The organism is Gemmatimonadaceae bacterium, assembly GCA_036504815.1.
In the GTDB taxonomy this organism is placed as follows: Bacteria; Gemmatimonadota; Gemmatimonadetes; order Gemmatimonadales; family Gemmatimonadaceae; genus PNKL01.
Window position 1 is genome coordinate 1 of the sequence record DASXUN010000031.1, and the last position, 22,536, is coordinate 22,536.

The 22,536-nt window shown below is 68.2% G+C and carries 17 protein-coding genes; 11 read left to right on the forward strand and 6 right to left on the reverse strand.

The features are described from left to right. Positions 1 to 187: 187 nt before the first annotated feature. From VGJ96_15205 to VGJ96_15215, 3 genes are all read left to right on the forward strand, one after another. Complete coding sequence (locus tag VGJ96_15205; protein HEY3288468.1) at positions 188 to 547, forward strand: YraN family protein; 360 nt, start codon at positions 188 to 190, stop codon at positions 545 to 547. A gap of 281 nt (positions 548 to 828) precedes the next feature. Further along, on the forward strand, positions 829 to 1,872 hold the full coding sequence (gene recA / locus VGJ96_15210; GenBank protein HEY3288469.1) for a recombinase RecA: 1,044 nt from the start codon (positions 829 to 831) through the stop codon (positions 1,870 to 1,872). A gap of 342 nt (positions 1,873 to 2,214) precedes the next feature. Next, entirely contained in the window at positions 2,215 to 2,937 is a 723-nt protein-coding gene (locus VGJ96_15215) for a regulatory protein RecX (GenBank protein HEY3288470.1), read from the forward strand. Between the two features lie 182 nt (positions 2,938 to 3,119). Here the strand turns inward: VGJ96_15215 and VGJ96_15220 are convergent, their stop codons facing one another. Further along, positions 3,120 to 4,151, reverse strand: coding sequence for a COX15/CtaA family protein (locus VGJ96_15220; protein ID HEY3288471.1), 1,032 nt, complete (start codon positions 4,149 to 4,151; stop codon positions 3,120 to 3,122). A gap of 434 nt (positions 4,152 to 4,585) precedes the next feature. Here VGJ96_15220 and alaS point away from each other — a divergent pair, with 434 nt between their 5' ends. The 3 genes from alaS (at position 4,586) to VGJ96_15235 (ending at position 8,333) form a co-directional block, all read left to right on the forward strand. Next, the gene (alaS, locus tag VGJ96_15225) at positions 4,586 to 7,381 is read left to right on the forward strand and encodes an alanine--tRNA ligase (GenBank protein HEY3288472.1); all 2,796 of its coding nucleotides are present in this window, start codon (positions 4,586 to 4,588) and stop codon (positions 7,379 to 7,381) included. A 2-nt stretch (positions 7,382 to 7,383) separates the two neighbouring features. Next, positions 7,384 to 7,704: a hypothetical protein gene (locus VGJ96_15230; protein ID HEY3288473.1), complete on the forward strand. Its 321-nt coding sequence runs from the start codon at positions 7,384 to 7,386 to the stop codon at positions 7,702 to 7,704. Positions 7,705 to 7,784: 80 nt separating this feature from the next. Continuing rightward, positions 7,785 to 8,333: an SIS domain-containing protein gene (locus VGJ96_15235; GenBank protein HEY3288474.1), complete on the forward strand. Its 549-nt coding sequence runs from the start codon at positions 7,785 to 7,787 to the stop codon at positions 8,331 to 8,333. A gap of 121 nt (positions 8,334 to 8,454) precedes the next feature. Here VGJ96_15235 and VGJ96_15240 read toward each other — a convergent pair whose 3' ends face one another. From VGJ96_15240 to VGJ96_15255, 4 genes are all read right to left on the reverse strand, one after another. Then, a complete protein-coding gene (locus VGJ96_15240; protein ID HEY3288475.1) occupies positions 8,455 to 11,547 on the reverse strand; it encodes an efflux RND transporter permease subunit in 3,093 nt (1,030 codons plus the stop codon). After that, the gene (locus tag VGJ96_15245) at positions 11,544 to 12,533 is read right to left on the reverse strand and encodes an efflux RND transporter periplasmic adaptor subunit (GenBank protein ID HEY3288476.1); all 990 of its coding nucleotides are present in this window, start codon (positions 12,531 to 12,533) and stop codon (positions 11,544 to 11,546) included. Before VGJ96_15245 ends, VGJ96_15240 begins: the two co-directional genes overlap by 4 nt. Before the next feature lie 199 nt (positions 12,534 to 12,732). Then, entirely contained in the window at positions 12,733 to 14,127 is a 1,395-nt protein-coding gene (locus VGJ96_15250) for a TolC family protein (protein ID HEY3288477.1), read from the reverse strand. Positions 14,128 to 14,174: 47 nt separating this feature from the next. Continuing rightward, positions 14,175 to 14,843: a TetR/AcrR family transcriptional regulator gene (locus tag VGJ96_15255; protein ID HEY3288478.1), complete on the reverse strand. Its 669-nt coding sequence runs from the start codon at positions 14,841 to 14,843 to the stop codon at positions 14,175 to 14,177. 158 nt (positions 14,844 to 15,001) lie between these two features. On the opposite strand from VGJ96_15255, the gene VGJ96_15260 reads away from it, so the two are divergent. Both VGJ96_15260 and lhgO read left to right on the forward strand, forming a co-directional pair. Next, the gene (locus VGJ96_15260) at positions 15,002 to 15,757 is read left to right on the forward strand and encodes an SDR family oxidoreductase (protein ID HEY3288479.1); all 756 of its coding nucleotides are present in this window, start codon (positions 15,002 to 15,004) and stop codon (positions 15,755 to 15,757) included. A gap of 182 nt (positions 15,758 to 15,939) precedes the next feature. Beyond that, entirely contained in the window at positions 15,940 to 17,130 is a 1,191-nt protein-coding gene (lhgO, locus tag VGJ96_15265; GenBank protein HEY3288480.1) for an L-2-hydroxyglutarate oxidase, read from the forward strand. A gap of 215 nt (positions 17,131 to 17,345) precedes the next feature. Here lhgO and VGJ96_15270 read toward each other — a convergent pair whose 3' ends face one another. Next, a complete protein-coding gene (locus VGJ96_15270) occupies positions 17,346 to 17,564 on the reverse strand; it encodes a type II toxin-antitoxin system HicB family antitoxin (protein HEY3288481.1) in 219 nt (72 codons plus the stop codon). 319 nt (positions 17,565 to 17,883) lie between these two features. Here VGJ96_15270 and VGJ96_15275 point away from each other — a divergent pair, with 319 nt between their 5' ends. The 3 genes from VGJ96_15275 (at position 17,884) to VGJ96_15285 (ending at position 22,487) form a co-directional block, all read left to right on the forward strand. Next, positions 17,884 to 19,263: a CCA tRNA nucleotidyltransferase gene (locus VGJ96_15275; GenBank protein HEY3288482.1), complete on the forward strand. Its 1,380-nt coding sequence runs from the start codon at positions 17,884 to 17,886 to the stop codon at positions 19,261 to 19,263. Continuing rightward, entirely contained in the window at positions 19,263 to 19,793 is a 531-nt protein-coding gene (locus tag VGJ96_15280) for a hypothetical protein (protein HEY3288483.1), read from the forward strand. The genes VGJ96_15275 and VGJ96_15280 overlap by 1 nt, the downstream gene beginning before the upstream one ends. A gap of 252 nt (positions 19,794 to 20,045) precedes the next feature. Then, the gene (locus tag VGJ96_15285; protein HEY3288484.1) at positions 20,046 to 22,487 is read left to right on the forward strand and encodes an SLBB domain-containing protein; all 2,442 of its coding nucleotides are present in this window, start codon (positions 20,046 to 20,048) and stop codon (positions 22,485 to 22,487) included. Positions 22,488 to 22,536: the final 49 nt, after the last annotated feature.

The window sequence follows — 22,536 nt, forward strand, 5'->3', positions numbered from 1 at the left end:
CCAGACTCGATGCCGCAGCGAGCGAAGGCCGGGTCTCCTTCCGCGAATACTGTCGCGCCAACGGCGCGACAATTTCGTGGAAGGAGACCCGGCCTGAGCGAGCCGCGCACGAGAGTATGCGCTGAAAGGATGCGAGCCGCGAGCAGTTGGTGACGCACGCGCGCCGACGCGTTGCTACTCTCGCGCCATGACGAAAGCGACCAACCAATTCGGCGAACTCGGCGAGCGCATCGCCGCCCGCTGGCTCGAGCGCCAGGGCTACACCGTGCTCGCGCGCCGCTGGCGCAGCGGGCATCGCGACATCGATGTCATCGCGGAGCGCGACGGCACCGTCGCGTTCGTCGAGGTGAAGACCCGCGCGGCGCTGGAGTTCGGCGATCCCGTCGAAGCCGTGCACGCGCAGAAGCAGCGCTCCCTCGTGCGCAGCGCGCGCGAATGGATGGCGCGGCACGACAACGCAAGTTCCTATCGCTTCGACGTGATCGGCGTGCTGCTGCGCGACCGGACCGCGTGGGTGCGCCACGTCGAAGGGGCATTTATGGTGTAACGTTTCTGTACAGATACCCGTCGCGGCCGCATCACGGATCTGATCACTAGGTGCCGATAGCGATATAACGCCAACTTTTACAACGAGTTGCGCAATCTGTTGATAAGTCGTTGTTCGGAAACACGTTAGGTCTCTTGGCCACCGAAGGCCCCTTGTGGAAATGCGTGCGCTTCGTATTTTCTTCGGGAGTTGATTTTCGCTTTCTCTTCGGGGATAGCACCGCCGAATTCGCTGGGTAGATTCCTTCACGGGCCGCCGGCCCCAGTTCGCTCGAGGAGTAAATGGCCGTCACCACCGCGCAGCAAGACGAAAAGAAGAAGGCACTCGGTCTTGCCATCGCGCAGATCGAGAAGTCGTACGGCAAGGGCGCCATCATGAAGATGGGCTCCGACCGTGCGGCGGTGCGCGTGGAATCAATTCCGACGGGCGCGATCAATCTCGATGCGGCGATCGGTGTGGGCGGCATTCCGCGCGGTCGCGTCACGGAGATCTACGGGCCGGAGTCGTCGGGCAAGACGACGCTCTGCCTCCACGTCATCGCCAACGCGCAGAAGACGGGCGGCACCGCGGCGTTCATCGACGCCGAGCATGCGCTCGACACCGAGTACGCCAAGAAGCTCGGCGTGGATGTCGACAAGCTCCTCATCTCGCAGCCCGACACGGGCGAACAGGCGCTCGAGATCTGCGAGATCCTCGTTCGCTCCGGCGCGGTGGACATCGTGGTCGTGGACTCGGTTGCCGCCCTCGTGCCGAAGGCGGAAATCGAGGGCGAGATGGGCGACTCGCACGTGGGCCTGCAGGCTCGGCTCATGAGCCAGGCGCTGCGCAAGCTCACCGGCGCCATCGCGCGGTCCAAGACGTCGGTGGTCTTCATCAACCAGCTGCGCGAGAAGATCGGGGTGATGTTCGGCAACCCCGAGACGACGACGGGCGGCAAGGCGCTCAAGTTCTACGCCTCGCTGCGCCTCGACATCCGCCGCATCGGGCCGGTGAAGGAGAAGGAAGATGTCATCGGCTCGCACGTGCGCGTGAAGGTGGTCAAGAACAAGGTCGCGCCGCCGTTCAAGCAGGCCGAGTTCGACATCATGTACGCCGAAGGGATCTCTCACGTCTCGCTGCTGGTAGATATCGGTGCCGAGGCGGGGATCATCGAGAAGTCCGGGGCCTGGTACAGCTACAACAACCAGCGCATCGGGCAGGGTCGCGAGAACGCGAAGATGTTCCTGAAGGACAATGCGGTCGTGATGGCCGATATCGAAGAGAAGGTGAAGGCCCTGCTTGGCATCGGCCTCGCGCCGGCTGCCGAGGAGGCCGTGGAGGAATAGGGGTGGCAGTCTCGCCCCGACGATGAGCGCCGGGGGGTCGATCTTGGTGTACGGCCGGGGCCCGGAATCCCCGATCTGCACCTGGGTGGCCCCTCGGCGCTTTACTTCTGGCGGAACGAGGAGGGGGTAGGGGCTACGCGAGGGGGGACGAGTGCAGGAACGAGAGGGGACGAGAGGGAACGGGCGCACAAATGACCCCCCTCCCCGTTCCAAGTCCCCTCGCTCGTCCCCTAGCCTCTACCCCCTCCCCGTTCCGTATTCCCCTATGCCCTCCGTGGGTTCTCCCCTGCGGCGGCGCACCACAGTGATTCGTAGATTCCAGCAGGTTTCAGGAGTTCCTTGATGTTCAGCTGGGGCAAGCCAAAGGGTGCAGTCTTGACGGCGGGTGGCGGCGACGAGGAGTCGACGGCTGACCGCCAGTCGTCGACGATTGCCGGGACCGTCACGGCGCTCCGCGAGAATCCGCGCAAGCCGGGGCGCTACGCCGTCCATGTGGACGGCAAGAGCGTGGCGATCGTGAACGCGGCCTATCTCCACGACTCGGGACTCGCCGTCGGCAAGGTGATCGACGAGGCGGCGGGCGACCGGCTGATGGTGGCGGCGCGCAAGCTCGAGGCCTTCGATCGCGCCGCCGCGGCGCTCGGTCGCCGCGCCCGCAGCGCGCACGAACTCGAGCGCTGGCTGCTGCAGCGCGGCTTCGACCGCGCCGATGTCACCGATGCCGTGCAGCGCCTCGAGGAGATCGGCGCCATCGATGATTCGCAGTTTGCCCGTGCCTTTGCCCGTTCCCGTGCGTTGGGCAAGGGCATGTCACGCCGCCGCCTCGCGCAGGAGCTCTCTCGGCGCGGTGTCGATCGCGCGATGGCGGATGCCGCCATCGCCGAGGTGCTGGAGGAAGAGTCGGTCGACGAGCGCGCCCTCCTCGAGGGCGCCGCGCGCAAGAAGCTGGCGATGCTCCAGGGCCAGGAGCCGGAAGTCGTGAAGCGCCGCCTCTACGGCTACCTCGCGCGGCGGGGGTACAACGCGGACGACATTGGAGTGGTGCTGAAGAAGGTCCTCAAGTGAACGGAACGGGGAGGAGGTAGAGGCCCCACAGCGCGGAACGAGGAGGCGGTAGAGGCTCAGGGACGGGGTCTGGGAGTCGGAACGAGGAGGGAGATCACTGGCGCCCCCCGGATCTCCCTCCTCGTTCCACACCTCCTCTCCCCTCGCCAGGCCTCTACCTCGTCCTCGTTCCGCCCAATCCTCTATCGCCGGTGCGCTGTGCGCGCCGTATGAGCTGCCATCACCGCCGCGCCCAGCAGCGCCACCGCCGTCAGCTGGTGCAGCGCCGCAATCGCCACTGGCACGGCGTACAGCAGCGTCGTGATGCCGAGCGCCACCTGCAGGCAGGCGATGATCGCGACGTCGCGCTGGGCTTTCACCACCCGCTCCGGCGCTTCGGTGAGAGTCGCGGCGAACCATAGCCCGACGGCGACGAAGACGGTGAGCGTCGCGACGATCCGGTGGTGGAACTGCGCCGCCACGGGGTTGTCGAAGGCATTCGCCCAGAACCCGTCCAGCGCCCAGTAGCCGGGCGGCACGATCTGCCCGCCCATCAGCGGGAAGGCGTTGTAGATCGCGCCCGCCCGCAGGCCGGCGACGAACGCGCCGCTCAGGATGACGGCGAAGATCCAGATGGCGAAGCCATCCCCGATGTGCACCCAGCGCCGGTCGGTCTTCTCGGCCTTCGCGAACGGGCGGCGCAATGACGCCGATGTCCAGAGGGCGATCACGAGAATCACCAGGGCGAGGCCGAGGTGCGCCGCCAGCCGGTACTGGCTCACGTTGCTGCGTTCGACGAGCCCCGAACTGACCATGTACCAGCCGAGCGCGCCCTGCGCCGCGACGAGGATGGGGAGGAGCGCGAGCCGCAGCCGCAGGTACGACGGAATGTGGCCGCGCGCCAGGTGCCAGACGTACGGGACGGCGATGACGAGTCCCACGCCGCGGGCGAGCAGCCGGTGCGTCCACTCCCACCAGTAGATGAACTTGAACTGCGCCAGCGTGATCCCCGCGTGCACGGTCTGCGCCTGCGGAATCTGCAGGAAGGCGGCGAAGGCCCTGGCCCAGTCGACGTCGCCGCGCGGAGGGAGGACGCCGGAGACGGGCTTCCATTCGGTGATGGAGAGGCCGCTTTCGGTGAGGCGGGTGATCCCCCCGATCACGACGGCGAGCGTCACCGCCACAACGGTCGCGTCAAGCCACAGGATCAGCGCTCTGGTGTTCTTTCCGGTCATGCCTTGAACTTATCTCGCGGCGAGGGGGGCGCGCAGGATCGAGGGGTCCCTCCCCACGAAATTCTCGGGCCTGCGGCCCTCGAGTATTCGCGGGGAGGGACCCCTCGATCCTGCGCGCGCGAAAGAGGGGGAAGGCACGGTCGCTCTCTCACCCCCGCGCGGATCCTGCGGCGTGCTTGCTGGAAAGCCGAAGGGCGGGGCGCGGCGTGCGTACGGAGGCGAGCGCCGAGGCGCGCTTCCCCCTCCACTCGCGAGCCGAAGCGAGGTGCTCTCTCCCGCGAATACTCGAGGGGCCGCCGGCCCCGAGAATTTCGCGGGGGAGAGCACCTCGCGCCGGCTCGTCCCCAACCCGAGGACGGGACCCGCGTCCCGACGCGATCGCGACCAACGAGGCAGGTGACCCGGCGCCCCGTTCCCCCTTACATTTCCCGGATATGCACGCCGCAGACATCCGCCAGGCATTCCTGGATTACTTCGCCAAGCACGGGCACGTCATCCGCCCCTCGTCCTCCCTCGTCCCCGGCGACGATCCCACCCTGCTGTTCACCAACGCGGGGATGGTGCAGTTCAAGAAAGTCTTCCTCGGCATGGAAGAACCGCCCGACGGCAATCGGCGCGCCACCACGTCGCAGAAGTGCGTGCGCGCCGGCGGCAAGCACAACGACCTCGAGCAGGTGGGGCATACCGCCCGGCATCACACCTTCTTCGAGATGCTCGGCAACTTCTCGTTCGGCGACTACTTCAAGCGCGACGCGATCCGCTTCGGCTGGGAATTCGTCACCGACGTGCTGAAGATCCCCGCCGAGCACCTGCGCGTGACCGTCTATCACGAGGACGACGAGGCGCGGCAGCTCTGGAAGGACGTCACCGGCATCCCCGAGACGCGCATCTACGGACTCGGCGCCAAGGACAACTTCTGGCAGATGGCCGACACCGGCCCCTGCGGGCCGTGCAGCGAGATCTATGTGGACCTCGCGCACCTCGCCAAGGACTGGGCCTTCCCCAAGGACGCGCACGGCGAGTGGACGCGCACCGACCTCACCGACTACTCGCTCGACGCCTTTGTTGAAGGCGCCGAGGCGGGGCGCTTCCTCGAGATCTGGAACCTCGTCTTCATGCAGTACGACCGGCAGGCGGATGGCACGATGGTGCCATTGCCTAAGCCGTCGGTGGACACCGGCGCCGGCCTCGAACGCATCGCCGCCGTGCTGAGCGGCGTCACCAACAACTACCACACCGCGCTCTTCCTCCCGCTCATCGAGCGTGTGGAGGAAGTGGTCGGCATCAAGTATCCGTACCGCCCGGGGCAGGGCGTCGGCTCGGCCAACGGCCCCGACGGCCGCGCCATCGATCCGGCGTCGTTCCGCGTGATCGCCGATCACGCGCGCGCCGTCGCCTTCTTGCTCGCCGACGGCGTCTTCCCCAGCAACGAGGGGCGCGGCTACGTGCTGCGCCGCATCCTCCGCCGCGCCGTGCGTCACGCCTGGCTCCTCGGCCGCCGCGAGCCCACGCTCGTGAAGGTCGTGGACAAGGTCATCGAGATGATGCACGACGTCTATCCCGAGCTGAAGGTGCGCCGCAAGCACATCGTCGAGACGACGCGCGCCGAGGAGGAGCGCTTCCTCGCGACCATCGGCGGCGGCCTCGAGCGGTTCGAGTCGCTCGCGCCGATCGGCAGCACGCAGGGCTCCACGGCGATTCGCGGTTCGATCAGCGGTGACGATGCGTTCCGCCTCTACGACACGTTCGGTTTTCCGATCGACCTCACCGAGCTGATGGCGCGCGAGCGCGGCTACCTGGTGGATATCGCCGGCTTCGAGCAGGCGCTGCAGGCGCAGCGCGCGCAGTCGCAGGAGGAGCGCCGCAGCAAGAAGATCGCGGTGGTCGCCGACGACCTCGGCGATGCGTCGCAGTGGGAGCACGCCCCGGCCGAAGCGTCGCGCTGGCAGGGCGCCCCCGGCGATGCGGCCCACGGCCGGTTTGTCGGCTATGAAGTCACGACCATCGAGACCGATGTCGCCGCCGTGCGCCATCTCCCGGACGGGCGGGTGGCCGTGATGCTGCGTGAGTCGCCCTTCTACGCCGAAAGCGGCGGACAGGTGAGCGACCGCGGCACCATCGAGGGAGCCGGCTGGCGCGTGTCGGTGGACGACGTCAAGAAGATCGACGGGCGCATCACCGCCATCGGCGTGCTGGAGGGTGAGTTCCACTTCGGCATGGCCACGGCGCGCGTGCCCGGGAGCCGCCGGCGCGACACCGAGCGCAACCACACCGCCACGCACCTGCTGCACGCCGCGCTGCGCGAAGTGCTCGGCGATCATGTGCACCAGGCCGGCAGTGTGGTGGAGCCCGACCGCCTGCGCTTCGACTTCACCCACCACGGCCCGGTGAAGCCCGAACAGCTCGAGGCCATCGAGCACTGGGTGAACCACGCCATCTGGGAGAACGTGGACGTCACCATCACGGAGAAGAAGTACGCCGACGCCGTGAAGGGCGGCGCGATGGCGCTCTTCGGCGAGAAGTACGGCGATGTGGTGCGCGTGGTGGAGGTGCCCGGCTACAGCGTCGAGCTGTGCGGCGGCACGCACGTGCGCAACACCGGGCAGATCGCGGCCTGCCGCATCGTGCACGAGCAGGGCGTGGCGGCCGGCGTGCGGCGCATCGTCGCCATCACCGGGCCCAAGGCCTTCGAGGCGCTGCGCGACAAGGAGCGCGCGCTCGATGCCATCGCCGAACGGCTGAAGGTGAACGTCGCCGCGGGCGGAGTGGAAGCCATCGCCCGGCGCCTCGACGCGTTGCTCAACGACAAGAAAGCCCTCGAGAAGAAGCTCGAGGAGGCGCTGAAGGGCAGCGGCGGCGGCAGCGCGGTGCAATCCATCGTCGCCGGCGCCGAGAGCGTGAACGGCGCGAACGTAGCCGTGGCGATGACCGACGCGGCGGACGTGGATGCCATCAAGACGCTCGGCGACGCGGTGCGCGAGGCGATGCCCGATGGCGTCGCGGTGCTCGGCGCCGTCACGGACGGCAAGGGAACGCTGCTCGTCGTGGTTGGCGACGGCCTCCGCGCGAAGAACGTGAATGCCGGCGCCCTCGTGAAGGACATTGCGGCCCTCGGCGGCGGACGCGGCGGCGGCAAGCCGCATATGGCGCAGGCGGGCCTGGCCGATGAGGAGTCGCTGAAGACGGCCATGGCCGGTGCCGCCGCGATCGTGAAGAAGGCAATCCAGTAGCGATGGGTGCGCTGCAAGCCTGGCTCGACGCCCGCGTGCCTGCGGCGCCCGATGCGTTGAAGCGGCGCATCGCGCAGATCGTCGCCGAGCATCCCGAGTGGGAGGCGATGCCGCGGTCGCACGCGATGCTGCGGGCGAGTGAATTCCTGATGAAGGAAGTGCTGGCCGCCGCGCCCAAGGACCGCGACGCCGCGCTCGACCTGCTGGCCGGCGATGCCTGCGTGACGTATGCATTGGAGGCGGCCGCCGACGAGCCGTCGACGTTCACCGCCTTCGCCGACCAGGCGATGCAGCGCATCGCCAAGCTCGCCGCGGAGGAGTAGCACCGCGATTTAGCCAGCCGCAGCCCGGGAACGCCGGTTGTAGTCTCCCGTCTTCCGTCTCCCCTCTCCCGTCTGCCCCGATGACCCACCTGACTGAACTTGCCGAACTCGCCGCGAAGAGCGCGACGGACCTTGCCCCCGCCATCGAGAAAGCGGTCGAAATGGTGCGCGGCACGCTGAAGGGCGGCGGCACGCTCTTCTTCTGCGGCAACGGCGGCAGCGCCGCCGACGCGCAGCACATGGCCACGGAATACGTGGTGCGCTACAAGAAGGAGCGCCGCCCCTATCCCGCCATCGCCCTCACGACCGACACGTCGCTGTTGACGGCGGCGGGCAATGACTACGGCTTCGAGACCATCTTCTCGCGCCAGGTGGAAGCGCTGTGCAAGAAGGGCGACCTGCTGATTCTGCACACCACCAGCGGCAACTCCCCCAACCTCCTCCGCGCCGCCGAAGCCGCGCAGGCTCAGGGCGTCGCGACGCTGGCGCTGTCGGCAAAGGGCGGGGGACCGCTCGCCGTGCTCGTGGATCACTGCATCGTCGTGCCGACGGACAGGACGGATAGGGCGCAGGAGATTCAGCTGTGCATACAGCACTACATATGCGAGCAGGCGGAAAAAGACGATTGAGGATTGGCGGAACGGGGAGGGGGTAGAGGCTTGGCGAGGAGGGACGAGATGTGGAACGAGGAGGGAGGTTTCTGGCGCACCGGAGACCTCCCTCCTCGTTCCACATCCCGTCCCTCGTCCCTTAGCCCCTACCCCCTCCCCGTTCCGTCAAAGCGTCCGGAATCGGATGCTCTTCAGTAAACTCAAGCCGAGGCGCGAGCAGTCGGTACATCACCGGCGTCACCAGTCGCGCAATGAGTGTCGATGACACCAGCCCGCCGATGATCACCCACGCCAGCGGCGAGTAGAGCGACGAGCCCTGCAGGGCGAGCGGGAGCATGCCGCCGATGGCGGTCATTGAGGTCAGCACAATGGGCACGAAGCGCACTTCGCCGGCGCGCTGGATGGCATCGTCGAGATTGTAGCCTTGCCGTCGCAGCTCATCGGTGAAGTCGACGAGCAGGATGCTCGTCTTGATCTCGATGCCGATGAGCGCCACGAAGCCGATCATCGCCGCGAAGCTCAGCGTGTTGCCGCTCAGCCAGAGCGCGACGATGCCGCCGACGATGCCGAGCGGGATGACGCTGGCCACGACGAGCGTGCTCTTGAAGGTGCGGAACTCGAGCACGAGGATGGCCATGATGCCGAAGATGGCGACGATGATGGCGTTGCCGATGCCGCCGAAGCTCTCCTGCCGGCTCTCGATCTCCCCGGCCGGAATCAGGCGATAGCCCGGTGGCAGCTTGAGCGACTCCAGCGTTGCCAGCACTTCCTTGGTCACCCGATCGGTGTTGTAGCCGGTGAGCACATAGCTGGTGACCGTCGCCGAACGCACCTGGTTGAAGTGCGTGATGACATTGGGCGATCCCTTGAAGCCGAGCTGCGCCAGCTGGTTCAGCGGGATCATCGCCCCCGTGGTGGAGGCCACGTGGATGCGGTCGAGGATCTCGCTCGTCGGCCGGCCGTCGCGCGGCACGCGCACCGTGATGGGATACTCTTCGCCGTCGCTCGCGCGGAACTTGCCCGCCTCGAGTCCGGCCACGCCCAGGCGCACCGTGCGGTCCAGTTCCACCGTGGCGACGCCGAGCAGCCCGGCCTTCTGCCGGTCCACGCGCAGGGCGAGGTCGGTGCGCGAGACGGCGAGCGGGTCGCGCACGTACTGCGTCCCCGGCGTCGCCGCCATCACGCGCTCCACGCGCGCCGAGAGCGCGCGCAGCGTGTCGAGGTCGGGCCCCTCGATGCGGATGGCGATGGGGGCGTCGATGGGCGGGCCGTTCTCGAACTCGCGCACCTCGATGCGCGCCCCCGGCACCTGCGCCAGCGTGGCGCGCAGGCTGTCGATCATCTGCGGCGTGGAGCGCGGAAGGTATTCGTGCTGCAGCACGAAGAGCTGGGCGATGTTCCCCGCTTCGGCCCGCGGCACCGTGTTGTAATAGACGAACGGATTGTCCTTCCCGACGTTCGTGAAGACCCCGCGCGTGTTGGGATGCTTGAGGATGATGCGTTCGGCGATGCGGGCCACCGAGTCGGTGGCGGCAATCGTCGTCCCCTCGGCCGTCTCGATGTTCACCAGGAACTGCGGCGTCCCCGCCTTGGGGAAGAGCGAGAAGCCCACCACCGGCACCAGCGCGAACGAACTCAGGATCAGGATCACACTGAACAGCAGCGTGCGATACGGATTGGCCAGCGCGCGGTGCAGCACCGGCGCGTACGTCTTCTGGATCCCGCCCTCCAGCAGTTGCAGCCAGCGGTTGCCGCGCTTCTCGCTGGTGACGGGCATGATGCGGCTCGCCAGCCACGGCACGATCGTGAAGCTCACGAAGAGCGACGCGAGCACCGCGTACACCACGGCCAGCGGGAGCGAGCGCATGTACCGCCCGGGAAGTCCCGGGAGGAAGATCAGCGGGAGGAAGGCGAAGATGAGCGTGGCCGTCGCGCCCATCACCGCCACCGCAATCTGCCGCGTGGCCTGCACCGCCGCGTCGCGCCGGGAATGCCCGGCGCGCAGGAAGCGCGAGATGTTCTCCACCACGACGATGGAATCGTCCACCAGGAGGCCGAGCGCGATGACGAATCCGACGATGGAGAGCTGGTTGATGCTGTATCCCGTCACGTCGAGCAGGGCGATCGCGATGGAGAGCGAAAGCGGAATGGACGTCATCACGATTGCCGACGCGCGCGGCCCCAGCGGAAGCAGGGTCAGCAGCACGAGGGAAAGGGCGATGGCGAAGTCGGCGCCGAGTCGCGAGAGGCGGCGGTCGACGTTGGCCGCCTGGTCGAAACCGCGCACCAGCTTCACGCCGCGCGGGAGGGTGCGCTCGAGTTCGTCGAGCACCGGCCACATCTCCGCCTTGGCGACCGTGATGTTCGCGCTCTCCTTCATCGCGGCGGTTACGAAGACGGCGCGCTCGCCGCTCCACCGCCCGATGTGCGTCGGGTCGCCGTACCCCCAGCGCACGTCGGCCACGTCCTGCAACCGCACCACGCCGGCGCGCGATCCGCCCACCACCGTCTGCTGCACTTCCTCGAGCGTGCGATATCGCCCCTGCGGCACCAGGTTGAACCGGCGCGTCCCCGCGTCCACGCTCCCGCCGGGAATCGACACGTTGTCGCTCCCGATGGCCTGCATCACCTGCATCGGCGGGATGCCGGCGCGCGCCAGCTTGTCGAGGTTCAGCGCCACCTGCACTTCGCGTGTCGGCGCCGCCCAGCGCTCCGACTTCTTGATGCTCTCCAGTCGCTCGAGACGCTTCTCGAACTGCTTGGCGATGGAGTCGAGCTGCGCGTACGGCGCCGTCTCGCTCACCAGCGCCGCCTGGAGGATGCTGACGTTGGTCGCCGAGGCGCGGAGGATCTGCAGGCGCGCGAGCCCGGCGGGGAGTTCGGCGCGCAGCGCGTTCATCTCGCGCAGCACCTCGTCCTCCTTGCGATCGGCGTCCACGCTCGGCTCGAATTCGATGCGAATGGTCGCGAGCCCGTCCTCGGCGCGCGCGAAGAGCTTCCAGACGCCCTCGAGCGCGCCCAGCTTGTCCTCGATCTTGTCGACGACCAGCTGTTCCATGTCGCTCGGGCTCGCGCCCGGGTAGACCACGATCACCATGAACGTCGGGATCGGAAAGACCGGGTCTTCGCCGCGCGGGATCCGCTTCCAGCTCGCCACGCCGATGGCGACGAGCATCAGGAACATCAGGATCGTGAACTGCCAGCGCCTGACGGAAAAGGCGGCGAGCTTCACGGCTTGATCTCCACGCGCGCGCTGTCGCTCAGCCAGGCCGCGCCGCTGCGCACCACGCGTGTGACGCCGTCGAGGCCGCGCACCAGCACCTGATCACCGTCCAGCCCGACGAGCGTCACCGCGACGCACTTCGCGCGCCGTCCCGCGGCGTCGACCGTGAAGACGATACCGTGCTCCTGATTCCCCTCGACCAGCGCCTCGGCGGGAATGGCATACACCTCATCCGACAATCGCTCATCCCCAATCGCCTTCCGTTCCCCTTTCCGTTCCCCCACCGTGCCCGTGCCTCTTCCCCGAGGCGAGATCACGGCGCGCCCAACGAGCCCCGATGGCAACCCCGACACCCCCTCGAGCGAGATCTCCACCGTGTACAGCCCGGTGCGCGGGTCAGAGGCCGCGCCAATCTGCGCGACCTTCCCCTTGAAGACCTTGCCCGGCACCGCTTCGAACGCGACTTCGGCGGCGTCGCCCACGCGCAGGCGCACCGCCTCGCGGTCGGGAATGCCGGCGCGCAGCACGCTGCCGCGGCCGCGCGAGGCAAAGTGCAGCACCGGCGCTCCCGCGCCCACCATCTGTCCCGCATTGGCGATGCGCAGCAGCACCACGCCGTCGGCCGGCGCGACGATCGTCGCATACTCCTTGTTCACGCGTGCCGCGCGCAGGTCGGCCTCGGCCACGTCGCGCCCCGTCTGCACGTCCTGCAGCTGCGCAAGCGTGGCCACCGAGTCGCGATAGAGCCGTTCCACGCGCTGCGCATCGCGCCGCGCCTTCTCCGCGCCGGCCGTTGCCTTGGCGAGCATCGCGTCGATCTCGCGCTGGTCGAGCGACGCGAGGAGCTGCCCGCGCCGCACCTTCGCGCCGTCGTCCACGAGCACCCGGCCGACAATGCCGCCGATCTTGAACGAGAGCGTCACTTCATCCTTGGCGCCGAGCGTGCCCGAGGCGCTGATGGTAGTGCCCTGGCCCGCGGGAAGCACCGGGGCCATCTGCACCGGGGTGATAGTCTCGGGCGGAGGATTGCGGCCTTCGGCGGAGGTGCTGCAAGCGGCGGCGAGGGCAGTGAGTATGAGTGCGAGTCTATTGGACATTTGCGTTTTCTTTGAGAGAGGGGGGCGGGGGGCGGGGGCTTGCTGAGGGGTTAGGGGTATGGAGAGGAGGGCGGGGTGGGGGCCCCCTCCCCCAAAGTCATTGAATCGCCCTCAAAGCCGCCGCTCTCTCGAGATCGACATAGCGAGCAACGAGCGAATATCTGCTCATCACCAGATTCAGTTCCGCCGCCGTGAACTGCGATCTCGCATCCGCCCACTCGAGATGCGACGCGAGCCCTTCGTTGAAGCGACGGTCCACCATCTGGAAGGCGCGGCGCGCGGCGTCGGCACGGGCGGTCGCTGCGGCCATGCTCTGGCGCGCGACTTCTACCGCGTCGAATGATGTGCGCACGTCGAGCGCGATCATCCGGTCGGCTTCGAGCGACCTGTACTGCATCGAGCGCTGCGCGGCCGCGGCCTGCTGGCGGCGCATTGCATCCTGGCCGCCGTTGAAGAGGTTCCACTGCAGCACTACGCTCGCCATCGCCGCATCGTGCGCGGTGTCGAAGTGGTATTCCGCTCCCTGCACGCCGTAGTCGGCGGCGACGGCGAGGCTTGGAAGAAATCCGGACGTCGCGGCGCGCCCCTGCGCGCGCGCGGCGGCGGCGCCGGCGGCCACCTGCGACCGTTCTTCGCGCCGCTGCGCGCCGGCGAACGCCTCATCGAGCGTCAGCGGGCGCAGCTCGGGAAGCGTCGTTTCGTCGAGCAGCGGCACCGGCGTCATCGCATCGCGATCGAGCAGCAGGTTGAGCGACCCCAGCGCCGCGTCGCGCATCCGCACCGACTCGGCGCGCTGCTGCTGCACGTCGGCCACCGCGGCGCGCGCCCGGTAGACCGCATCGCCGGTGGCACTCCCCGCGCCGACGAGACGCTCGGCGACGCGTTCGTTCTCGCGCACCACTTTCAGCGCCGCGTCGAAGATGTCCACGGCGCGCGCCGCGCGGGCGTAGTTCAGATAGGCGATACGCGCGTCGGCATCGAGCCGCCGCTTGGCCGCGGCCAGTTCGGCGCCGCGCAGGTCGCGCAGCGCGCGCGCCGCCGAGAGGTTGGCGAAGAGCGCGCCGTTGAAGAGCGGCAGCGTCGACCGCAGCTTCGTCTCCTGCTTGTAGGGCAGCGTCTGGTGGATGTTCGTCGGGAAGCGCGGCTGGCCGATGATCTGGTTGAGCGCCGCGTAGGCCGGATTGATGACGTCGCCCAGGTCGATGGCGCCGTTCATTTCCGAATAGCGCGCGTCGACCGAGAGGGTGGGGAGGAAGAGCCCCGCCGCCTGTCGCACGCCCAGTTCGCCCTGCTTCGCCGACTCGCGCGCCTGCCGCACGCCGAGGTTGCGCTCAATGGCGAGGCGGGCGATCGAGTCGAGCGGCGCCTGCGCCGCCACGTCGCTCGGCCACGTAAACATCAGGATCAGGGCCGCGATGAGCACCGTGATCGTGGTGATGATCAGGTGCAGCGCACCGTCGTCCGGCGAGAGCGTTCTGCAGTTCTTGAACATTGCTAGGGAGCGTAACGGTGTTAGGTAGATGCCGAAAAAAAGGGGGCTCAGTCGTTCGGATCGCGCAGGAGCCCGCGCAACACTACTTCGCAAAGCTGGCGCGCGGTTTCATCCGGGTCGCGGAGGTTCATCCAGGGGTGGCTCTTCCCGGGCGCCATCAGGTGGATGGCGGCGAGGCCGTGGACGCTGGACCAGACGATCTGCGCCAGCATCTCCGGATCCTTGAACTCCGGGCGGAAGCGACCCTGCTCGATCCCCTCGCGGAGGTTGTTGACCAGAAACTGGTAACCGTCCTCACCGCCTTCAATGGTTACTTGGTCGGGACCCGGGATCGGCCGTTCCACCAGGAACATGAACCGGAACTGCTGCGGGTGGGCCAGCGCGAACTTCACGTAGTTCTGCCCCATCAGGCGAAGGCGGGTGATCGGATCGGGGATCTGATCCATCGAGCGCAGCGCCTCGCCCAGGGCGCGGAAGTCGTACAGGCACAGCTCGTTGAGCAGCGCGTCCTTGTCCTTGAAATGGTGGTAGATGGCCGTGGCCGTGTACCCGATCTTGTCGGCGATGCGGCGCATCGACGTGTGCGCGTACCCGACGGTCGTGAACAGCCCACGCGCCGCCTCGAGAATCAGCCGGCGGGTCTCGGCTTTCTCGCGCTCCCGCCGCGCGCGCGACGGGGACGAATCTGGGAGCGATCCTTCGCTTGCATTTGACATGGTTCGGTAACATAACAGCGTTAGATGAAATTGTCAACCGAGGCAATCTAGCGTCGAGAACGCCCCTCCGGAGCCGTCATTGGCGTGGTAGGTTTCACGGGCCGCTCAGCGGAAGCGGGGCAGCGATTCACCGGCACCTGAACGGACACGGAGCTGCAATGTTCAGTCTCAAAGGCAAGCGCGCGCTCGTCACCGGCGGATCCCGCGGCATCGGCGCGGCGATCGCCCGGACCCTCGCCGAGGCCGGCGCCGACGTCTGCATTGGATACCACAAGCGCACCAAGGACGCCAAGAATGTGGTGGCCGAGTGCAAGGCGAAGGGCGTGAAGGCAGTCGCCTATGCCAGCGACATCGGCACCCGGGTCGGGGCCGAGAAGCTCGTCGTGCACACCGTCAAGGAACTCGGCGGGCTCGACATCTTCGTTGGCAACGCCGGCATCTGGCCGGTGGAAGAGGTGCTCGCGGCCGACATGGCCGACGACCGCTGGCGCCGCACGATGCGTGAGAACGTCGACTCGATGTTCTTCACCACGCGCGCCGCGCTCAAGGTGATGGATCCCGGCGGCCGCGTGGTGCTCATTGCCAGCACCGCCGGCCAGCGCGGCGAGGCGATGCACAGCGATTACGGCGCGTCGAAGGGGGCGATGATCAGCTTCGTGAAGTCCATCGCCATCGAGGTCGCGAGGCAGGGAATCACCGTGAATGCCGTCGCGCCGGGGTGGGTGGACACCGAGATGTGCGACGTGCCGTACGCGGACGGCGGGCGCGACAGGATTGCGGCGGGGATTCCGGTGGGGCGCGTGGCGACGCCGGAGGATATCGCGTTCCCGACGGTCTTCCTGTGCACGGACGAGGCGCGGCATATCACTGGGGAGATCGTGAACGTGAACGGCGGCTCGGTGCTGTGCGGCTAGCTGGCGCGCCAACGTTTGGCGCTTCGTGCGCGCCATTCTGGGGCGCTTCGTTAGGCAGCGGAGGGCGACCGCCGCCGCCATCGTTCGGGCGGAAGCAGCGCAGAGGCGGGGTCCCCAACGATGCGCGGTGCTGCCCCCAACGATTCGCGGTCCGAAGGCACCACAATCGCGTAGTTTAAGGCATGGCGACCCACGCGAGAATATTGGTGATCGGCGGCGGCCTGGTTGGGCTCGGCACCGCGCGCGCGCTTCGCGCCAAATATCCCACCGCCGCCATCACCCTCATCGATAAGGAACCCCGCTTCGGCGCGCACCAGAGCACGCACAACTCCGGTGTCCTCCACAGCGGCCTCTACTACAAGCCCGGCTCGGCGCGCGCGCGACTCGTGCGCCGCGGGCTGGCGCAGATGCACGCCTACTGCCGCGATCGCGGCATCGTCCACGACGTCTGCGGCAAGCTGGTCGTCGCGGCGACCGACGACGAAGTGCCGCGCCTGCGCTCGCTCTTCGAACGCGGCCAGCAGAACGGGTTGTTGGGACTGCGCTGGCTGAGCGCCGCCGAGGCGCGCGAGCTCGAGCCGCACGTGCGCGTGGTCGCCGCGGTGCACGTTCCCGAAGAGGGGATCGTCGACTACCGCGGTGTCGTGAACGCGCTTGCCGAGGATCTCGTCGCGGCCGGCGTGGAGACGCACGCGAGCGCGGCGGCGACGCGCATCGAACGCGACGGGGCAGGGTGGCGCGTGCAGGCCGGAGCGCTCGAGCTCCGTGCCGACTTTATCGTCACCTGCGGCGGCCTGCACAGCGATCGGCTGGCGCGCCTGGCCGGCGAGCGTCCCTCGACGCGCATCGTCGGGTTCCGCGGCGAGTACTTCGTGCTCAAGCGCGAACGCGAGCATCTGGTGAAGGGGCTCATCTATCCGGTCCCCGATCCATCCTTCCCGTTCCTCGGCGTGCACTTCACGCGCCTCGCCCTCGGCGGCGTGGAGTGCGGCCCCAACGCGGTGCTCGCGCTCGATCGCGAAGGGTACAAGCGCTGGGCGTTCAATCTGCGCGACGCCGCGTCGGCGCTCACCTTTCCGGGGCTCTGGCGCTTTCTCGCGAAGTACGCGGGGATGACGGCCTACGAGCTCAAGCGCTCGCTGAGCAAGGACGTCTTTGTGCAGTCGCTGCAGCGACTCGTCCCCGAGGTGACGGGCGATGACCTGCTCCCGGGGCCGGTGGGGGTGCGCGCGCAGGCGATGAAGCCCGACGGCACGTTCGTGGATGACTTCGATTTTCTCGAGCGACCGGGCGCCCTGCACGTGCTCAACGCGCCGAGCCCGGCGGCCACGGCCTGCCTGGCGATTGGCGAGGAGATCGCGGCGAAGGTGTAGGGGCCTCGCGGGCGTGGCATGCCCCAAGTGATGGGTCTAGGGCTCGGGAACTTCAAGCGCGCGGCAAATGCGACGCGCGAGGAAGTCGTGGATCTCCCGATGTCGCGGAACCGTGGACACGCGCTTGGTCGGGCCGACGAAGAGCGAGTGATTCGAACCTTCACGGAGTATTCGGCAACCGTGCGCCTCGAGATGCCGAATGAAATCCACGCGCTTCACGCGCTAAAATCCAGGGTCTCGCGAATCACATCAGCGTCCGTGAGTTCGGATCGCGACTGATCTCGATTGGCGGCAATGACCAGCTCGACGGCTTCCCGGAGATTCGCCCGCGCCTCCGCCAGTGTGTCGCCCTGGGAGTTGGCGCCCGGCAACTCCTCGACGAAGGCGATGTAGCCCTCAGGGACCTTTCGGTAAACGGCGGTGAGCGACAACATGGCGACTCCGAAGGTTGACGTCACCAACGATAACGGATCTCGGTGCCGCATTGCCAACTCCGGGCTCAAGGTCGACCATCGATGTGAGTGCAAACTGGCGCCAGCCAGGCCACGGAGCGTCATCGATTGCCGGCGATCGACACCGAATCGGCGCGGGCGATGTCGCACAAGCGCCGCTGACCATTCCCGCCCGGAATGCGGTACTTTCCAGCTGCGGGGAAAGGAGTAGGACGGTCCCCCCCGTCACCTCCCGTCCCCTCCCGTCCCCCCTAGACTGCACCCGTCCCTCGTCCCCAAGCCTCTACCCCCTCCCCGTTCCGTGTCCCGTCTCACCCCCCCTCCCGAGGTTCTCGAAATCGCCGCCCGCCTACGGCGCGCCGGCTTCGAGGCATGGTGTGTCGGCGGCGCCGTCCGCGACGCGCTCCTCGGCCATCAGCATCTCGATTGGGACCTCGCCACCAGCGCGACGCCCCCCGAGGTGATGCGCACGTTCAAGCGCACGGTGCCGGTGGGGATCGCCTTCGGCACGGTGGGCGTGCTCGACGCGCACGGGCGGATGCACGAGGTGACCACGTTTCGGCTCGATGTGAAGACCGACGGGCGGCACGCCGAGGTGCAGTTTGGCGCGTCGCTCGAAGAAGACCTGGCGCGCCGCGACTTCACCATCAACGCCATCGCGTACAACCCGCAGACGGGGGAACTCTTCGATCCGTTCGGCGGGCGCAAGGATTTGCGCGCCGGGCTGCTGCGCTGCGTGGGCGACGCCGAGCAGCGGATGAAGGAGGATCGCCTGCGCGCGCTGCGCGCGCTGCGCTTTGCGTCGCGCTTCGACTTTGCCATCGATCCGGCCACCTGGAAGGCCATCTGCAACTCCGCTCCGCACCTCAGCCGGCTCAGCGCCGAGCGGGTGAAGCAGGAGATCGAGAAGACGATGGAGCAGGTGCCGCGCCCGAGCGCCGCCTTCGCGCGCTGGCGCGAGGCGGGGGCGCTGCGCGCGCTCGTAGGCGCGCTCGACGACGCACCCGCCGAGAGGTTCGCGGCACTCGATCATCTCCCCCTGCCGATGGGGAAACGCGCCGTGGAGCGCAAGCTGCTGCGCATCGCGATGCTCTTCTTTGGTGACGATAAGCGCGCCGCCGAGCGCGCGCTGCGCGAGCTGCGCTTCTCGAATCACGACATCGCATGGGTGACGCGGCTCGCCGAGGCGCGCGCGACGCTGGGCGACGCGGTGGACGCCGCGATGGCGCGCGCTGATGGTCCCACCGACGCCGAGCTGCGCCGGTGGGCGGCGGAGGTGGGGCGCACGGCCGCGGCCAGTTGGTGGCGACTGAATGCCGCGCGGTGGAGCGGCCTGAGACAACTTGGGGAAGGGGCACAGGCACGGGGGGGTGCTCGGGGCGCGGGGGGTGCAGGGGAGGGAAACGGAGCGGCCACCCACCCGAGCACCTTGCACCCCACTGTGCCCGTGCCCGCGCACCCCAAGGTACAAAGCGCCTATCGTCGATTGGTTCGCATCGCCTATCGCGATCCGATCGAGATTGGCGACCTGCAGGTGGACGGCGAGGACCTCGCGGCGGCGGGCGTTCCCAAGGGACCCGCGCTTGGGTCGACGCTGCGGCGCCTGCTCGATACGGTGATCGAGAACCCCGCGCGCAACTCGCGCGAGGAACTCATGCGCATCGCGCGCGAGATGAAGTGATGGGCCTCTTCCGCCACCGCACGCCCATCACCTCCGTCGCCGATCGCTTCCGCGCCGCCGACACTGTGTTCAGCACCGCCATCGAAAACGGACTCCACGTGGCGCGCGTCGGCGCGCCGATGGAGCGCAGCGTCGAACTGCTGCACGCGCTCAGCGAGCATCTCCCCCCCGTGGTCGACTGCTCCATCGAGTGCCTGCGGAGCAAGCGCCGCTACGTGGGGCAGGGGCTGAGTCTCCCCGAGGTGCGCGAGACGATCGGCCGGCTCAAGGTGCCGCTGGTCGCGAGCGGCGGCGTGGAACTGGCCGTCTACACCCCCGACGACCAGCTGGTGCTGAGCCCGATGCTCGACCTGTGGATTTACAGCCGCACCGACCGTTGGGCATACCTGCTGATTGGCGAGGGGCTGGAGCAGCTGGAGGAAGTGCCACGGAGAGGGTGGAGCGTGGAGCGCGATGAGTTCACGGGGGCGCAAGAGTTGGTGACGGCTATCGCGCAGACGGCGGAACGGTTGACACTACGCGCCGTCTAATAACGGAACGAGGAGGAGGTAGAGGCCAGGCAAGGGGCGATGGGATGCGGAACGAGGAGGGAGATCACTGGCGCGCCATCGACCTCCCTCCTCGTTCCGAATCCCGTCCCTCGTCCCTTAGCCTCTACCCCCTCCCCGTTCCGTGTAGTCTCCCCATAATGGACGTTCCGTCCGCGTCTCAATAGGTTTCTCCCAGCACGCCGGCGGTGCCATCAATGGGGCCGCCCCGAACATTCTCATCCCCTGTGATCAATGATTCGCGCATCCGTTCTTGCAGCGGTCCTCGGCGGCTTTGTCCTTCCCCTCGCCGCGCAGAATCCGCCGGCCCCCCCGGCCCCTCCCGCGGCGCCGGCTCCCGCCCCTGTGGTGACGCCCACGGCGCCGACCGAGGCGCAGCAGGCTGCCGCCGCGATGGGGAAGAACGTCAGCAACGACCAGATTGCGAATGCCATCAGGAACTCGGGGATGAGCCAGACGCAGATCCAGGAGCGGCTGAAGGCGGCGGGGTACGATCCGTCGCTGGCGAATCCGTTCTTCGCGGGGCAGACGGGGCAGGCGGGCCAGCCCGGCGCCGCCGCTCCCACAGGAGCACAGGCCAACTCGTTTGCGCAGGCGCTCAGCGCGCTGGGCATTCTCACCCCCGACGCGAGCAACAAGCCCGAGGTGGAGCAGGAGACCGAGCGCGCCAATCGCGAGCGTGCCGCCGGCGGCGCGGGGGGCGTCTTTGGCCGCGAGATCTTCAATCGCGCCAGCACGGCCTTTGATCCCATCACCAGCGGCCCGGTGGACCCGGCGTACCGGCTGGGCGTGGGCGATGCGCTCCAGTTGGTGGTGACGGGCCAGGTGGAACTGGCCTACCAGCTCGAGATGCGCCGCGACGGGACGGTGATCATTCCGCAGGTCGGGCAGATCTCCATCGCGGGGCTCACGCTCGACGGCGCGCGCACCGTGCTGAAAACGCGGATGGCGCAGTCGTACAGCGGGCTCAACACGGGCGAGGCGCGGCTGGACCTGAGCATCGCGCGCATCCGCAGCAACGCGGTCTTCGTGATTGGCGAAGTGACCAACCCGGGCGCCATCCAGGTGAATGCGCTCGGCACGGTCTTCCACGCCCTGGCGCGCGCCGGCGGCCCTACCGATCGTGGCTCGTTCCGCGCCATCGAGGTGCGGCGCGGCGGGCAGACCATTCGCCGGCTCGACCTCTACGATTACCTGCTCAAAGGCGACGCGACCAACGACATTCGCACCGAGCAGGGCGATGTGATCTACGTGCCGCTGTCCACGCGCAACGTGGCCGTCACGGGAAGCGTGCGGCGCCCGCGCATCTTCGAACTGAAGCAGAACGAGGGCTTCCGCGATCTTCTCGGCTTCGCCGGCGGCCTGCAGGCGAGCGCCAGCGTGGAGCGGGTGCAGATCGACCGCGTGCTCCCCGCCGAGCGTCGCGCGCCGGGCATCGAGCGGGTGAAGGTGGACGTGCAGCTCAAGGGCGACCTCGATTCGCTGGCGCGCGTGCCGCTGCTCGACAACGACATCGTGACGGTCTTCGCCATCGGCGCCACGCGCCGCAACGTGGTGACGATCGGCGGCGAAGTCTACCAGCCGGGCGAGTACGAGCTGCGCGACAAGATGACGCTCGGCCAGTTGCTGCAGCGCACGCAGGGGATGCTCCCGTGGGCGCTGGGCGACCGGGTGAAGGTGGTGCGCCAGGTGCCGATGACGGGGCGCACCGAGTTGTTCAATGTGGACGCGCTCAGCGACGCGGGCCGGAACTTCCAGCTGGAGGAGTTCGACGCGGTGGAAGTGCTCGACGGACGCACCGCCTATCCGTCGGGGACGGTCTCGGTGAGCGGCGCGGTGAACCGCGGCGGGACGCGCGCGTTCACCGAGAAGGAGACGCTGCGCGACGCCATCGAACGCGCGGGCGGCTTTTCCGAGGAGGCGCAGTGGGTGGATCTTTCGCGTCGTCGCGTGGGCGCCAGCTACAGCGACACGACGAGCATCGTCTACAGCTTCCCGGCCGGCGCGCCGTTCGCCACCTCGTCCGCCGCGTCGTTCAAGCTGGAGCGCGACGACCGCATCTTCGTGCGGTCGTCGCCCGGCTTCCGGGCGCAGAAGGCGGTGACGGTGAGCGGCGAATTCACGTACGGTGGGGTCTACGCCATCACCGAGAATCGCGATCGCATCAAGGACATCGTCACGCGCGCCGGCGGTTCGCTGCCCAGCGCGTATGCCGAGTCGTTCCGGTTGCGCCGCGAGGGCAAGGACGTGGAAGTGGACTTCGTGCGCGCCATGCGCGGCGACGCCGAGAGCAACCTGTTGCTCCGCTCGGGCGATGAGCTGTACATCGAGTCCAACCCGCGCACCGTGCTGGTGCAGGGGGCGGTGAGCCGCCCCACGCTGGTGAAGTACGAGCCGGGGCGCTCGGTGCGAGAATACATCGAGCTGGCCGGTGGTCCGTCGGAACGCGGGCAGATGCACAAGGCGGTGGTGGCGTATCCCGCGGGAACGTCCAAGCGGGTACAGCGGGTGGCCTTCTTCTTCCATTCCTCGCCGCGCGTGGTCTCGGGTTCCACCATCACCGTGCCGGCGAAGCCCGAGTCCACCACGAGTTCCAACGAGATGTGGACGCGCATCCTGGCCTCCACCTCGGCGCTCGCCTCGCTCATCCTGGCGTACTCGGCCATCACCAAGTAGCGACGCAACGTGAACACACTCGTGTACGCAGTGGCGGGGGCGCGGGCCC

Excerpts from the sequence above, each read along its gene's own strand:
- VGJ96_15205 (HEY3288468.1), top strand. The coding sequence starts at position 188 with ATGACGAAAGCGACCAACCAATTCGGCGAACTCGGCGAGCGCATCGCC.
- recA (HEY3288469.1), top strand. The coding sequence starts at position 829 with ATGGCCGTCACCACCGCGCAGCAAGACGAAAAGAAGAAGGCACTCGGT.
- VGJ96_15215 (HEY3288470.1), top strand. The coding sequence starts at position 2,215 with ATGTTCAGCTGGGGCAAGCCAAAGGGTGCAGTCTTGACGGCGGGTGGC.
- VGJ96_15220 (HEY3288471.1), bottom strand. The coding sequence starts at position 4,151 with ATGACCGGAAAGAACACCAGAGCGCTGATCCTGTGGCTTGACGCGACC.
- alaS (HEY3288472.1), top strand. The coding sequence starts at position 4,586 with ATGCACGCCGCAGACATCCGCCAGGCATTCCTGGATTACTTCGCCAAG.
- VGJ96_15230 (HEY3288473.1), top strand. The coding sequence starts at position 7,384 with ATGGGTGCGCTGCAAGCCTGGCTCGACGCCCGCGTGCCTGCGGCGCCC.
- VGJ96_15235 (HEY3288474.1), top strand. The coding sequence starts at position 7,785 with ATGACCCACCTGACTGAACTTGCCGAACTCGCCGCGAAGAGCGCGACG.
- VGJ96_15245 (HEY3288476.1), bottom strand. The coding sequence starts at position 12,533 with ATGGCCCCGGTGCTTCCCGCGGGCCAGGGCACTACCATCAGCGCCTCG.
- VGJ96_15250 (HEY3288477.1), bottom strand. The coding sequence starts at position 14,127 with ATGTTCAAGAACTGCAGAACGCTCTCGCCGGACGACGGTGCGCTGCAC.
- VGJ96_15255 (HEY3288478.1), bottom strand. The coding sequence starts at position 14,843 with ATGTCAAATGCAAGCGAAGGATCGCTCCCAGATTCGTCCCCGTCGCGC.
- VGJ96_15260 (HEY3288479.1), top strand. The coding sequence starts at position 15,002 with ATGTTCAGTCTCAAAGGCAAGCGCGCGCTCGTCACCGGCGGATCCCGC.
- lhgO (HEY3288480.1), top strand. The coding sequence starts at position 15,940 with ATGGCGACCCACGCGAGAATATTGGTGATCGGCGGCGGCCTGGTTGGG.
- VGJ96_15270 (HEY3288481.1), bottom strand. The coding sequence starts at position 17,564 with ATGTTGTCGCTCACCGCCGTTTACCGAAAGGTCCCTGAGGGCTACATC.
- VGJ96_15280 (HEY3288483.1), top strand. The coding sequence starts at position 19,263 with ATGGGCCTCTTCCGCCACCGCACGCCCATCACCTCCGTCGCCGATCGC.
- VGJ96_15285 (HEY3288484.1), top strand. The coding sequence starts at position 20,046 with ATGATTCGCGCATCCGTTCTTGCAGCGGTCCTCGGCGGCTTTGTCCTT.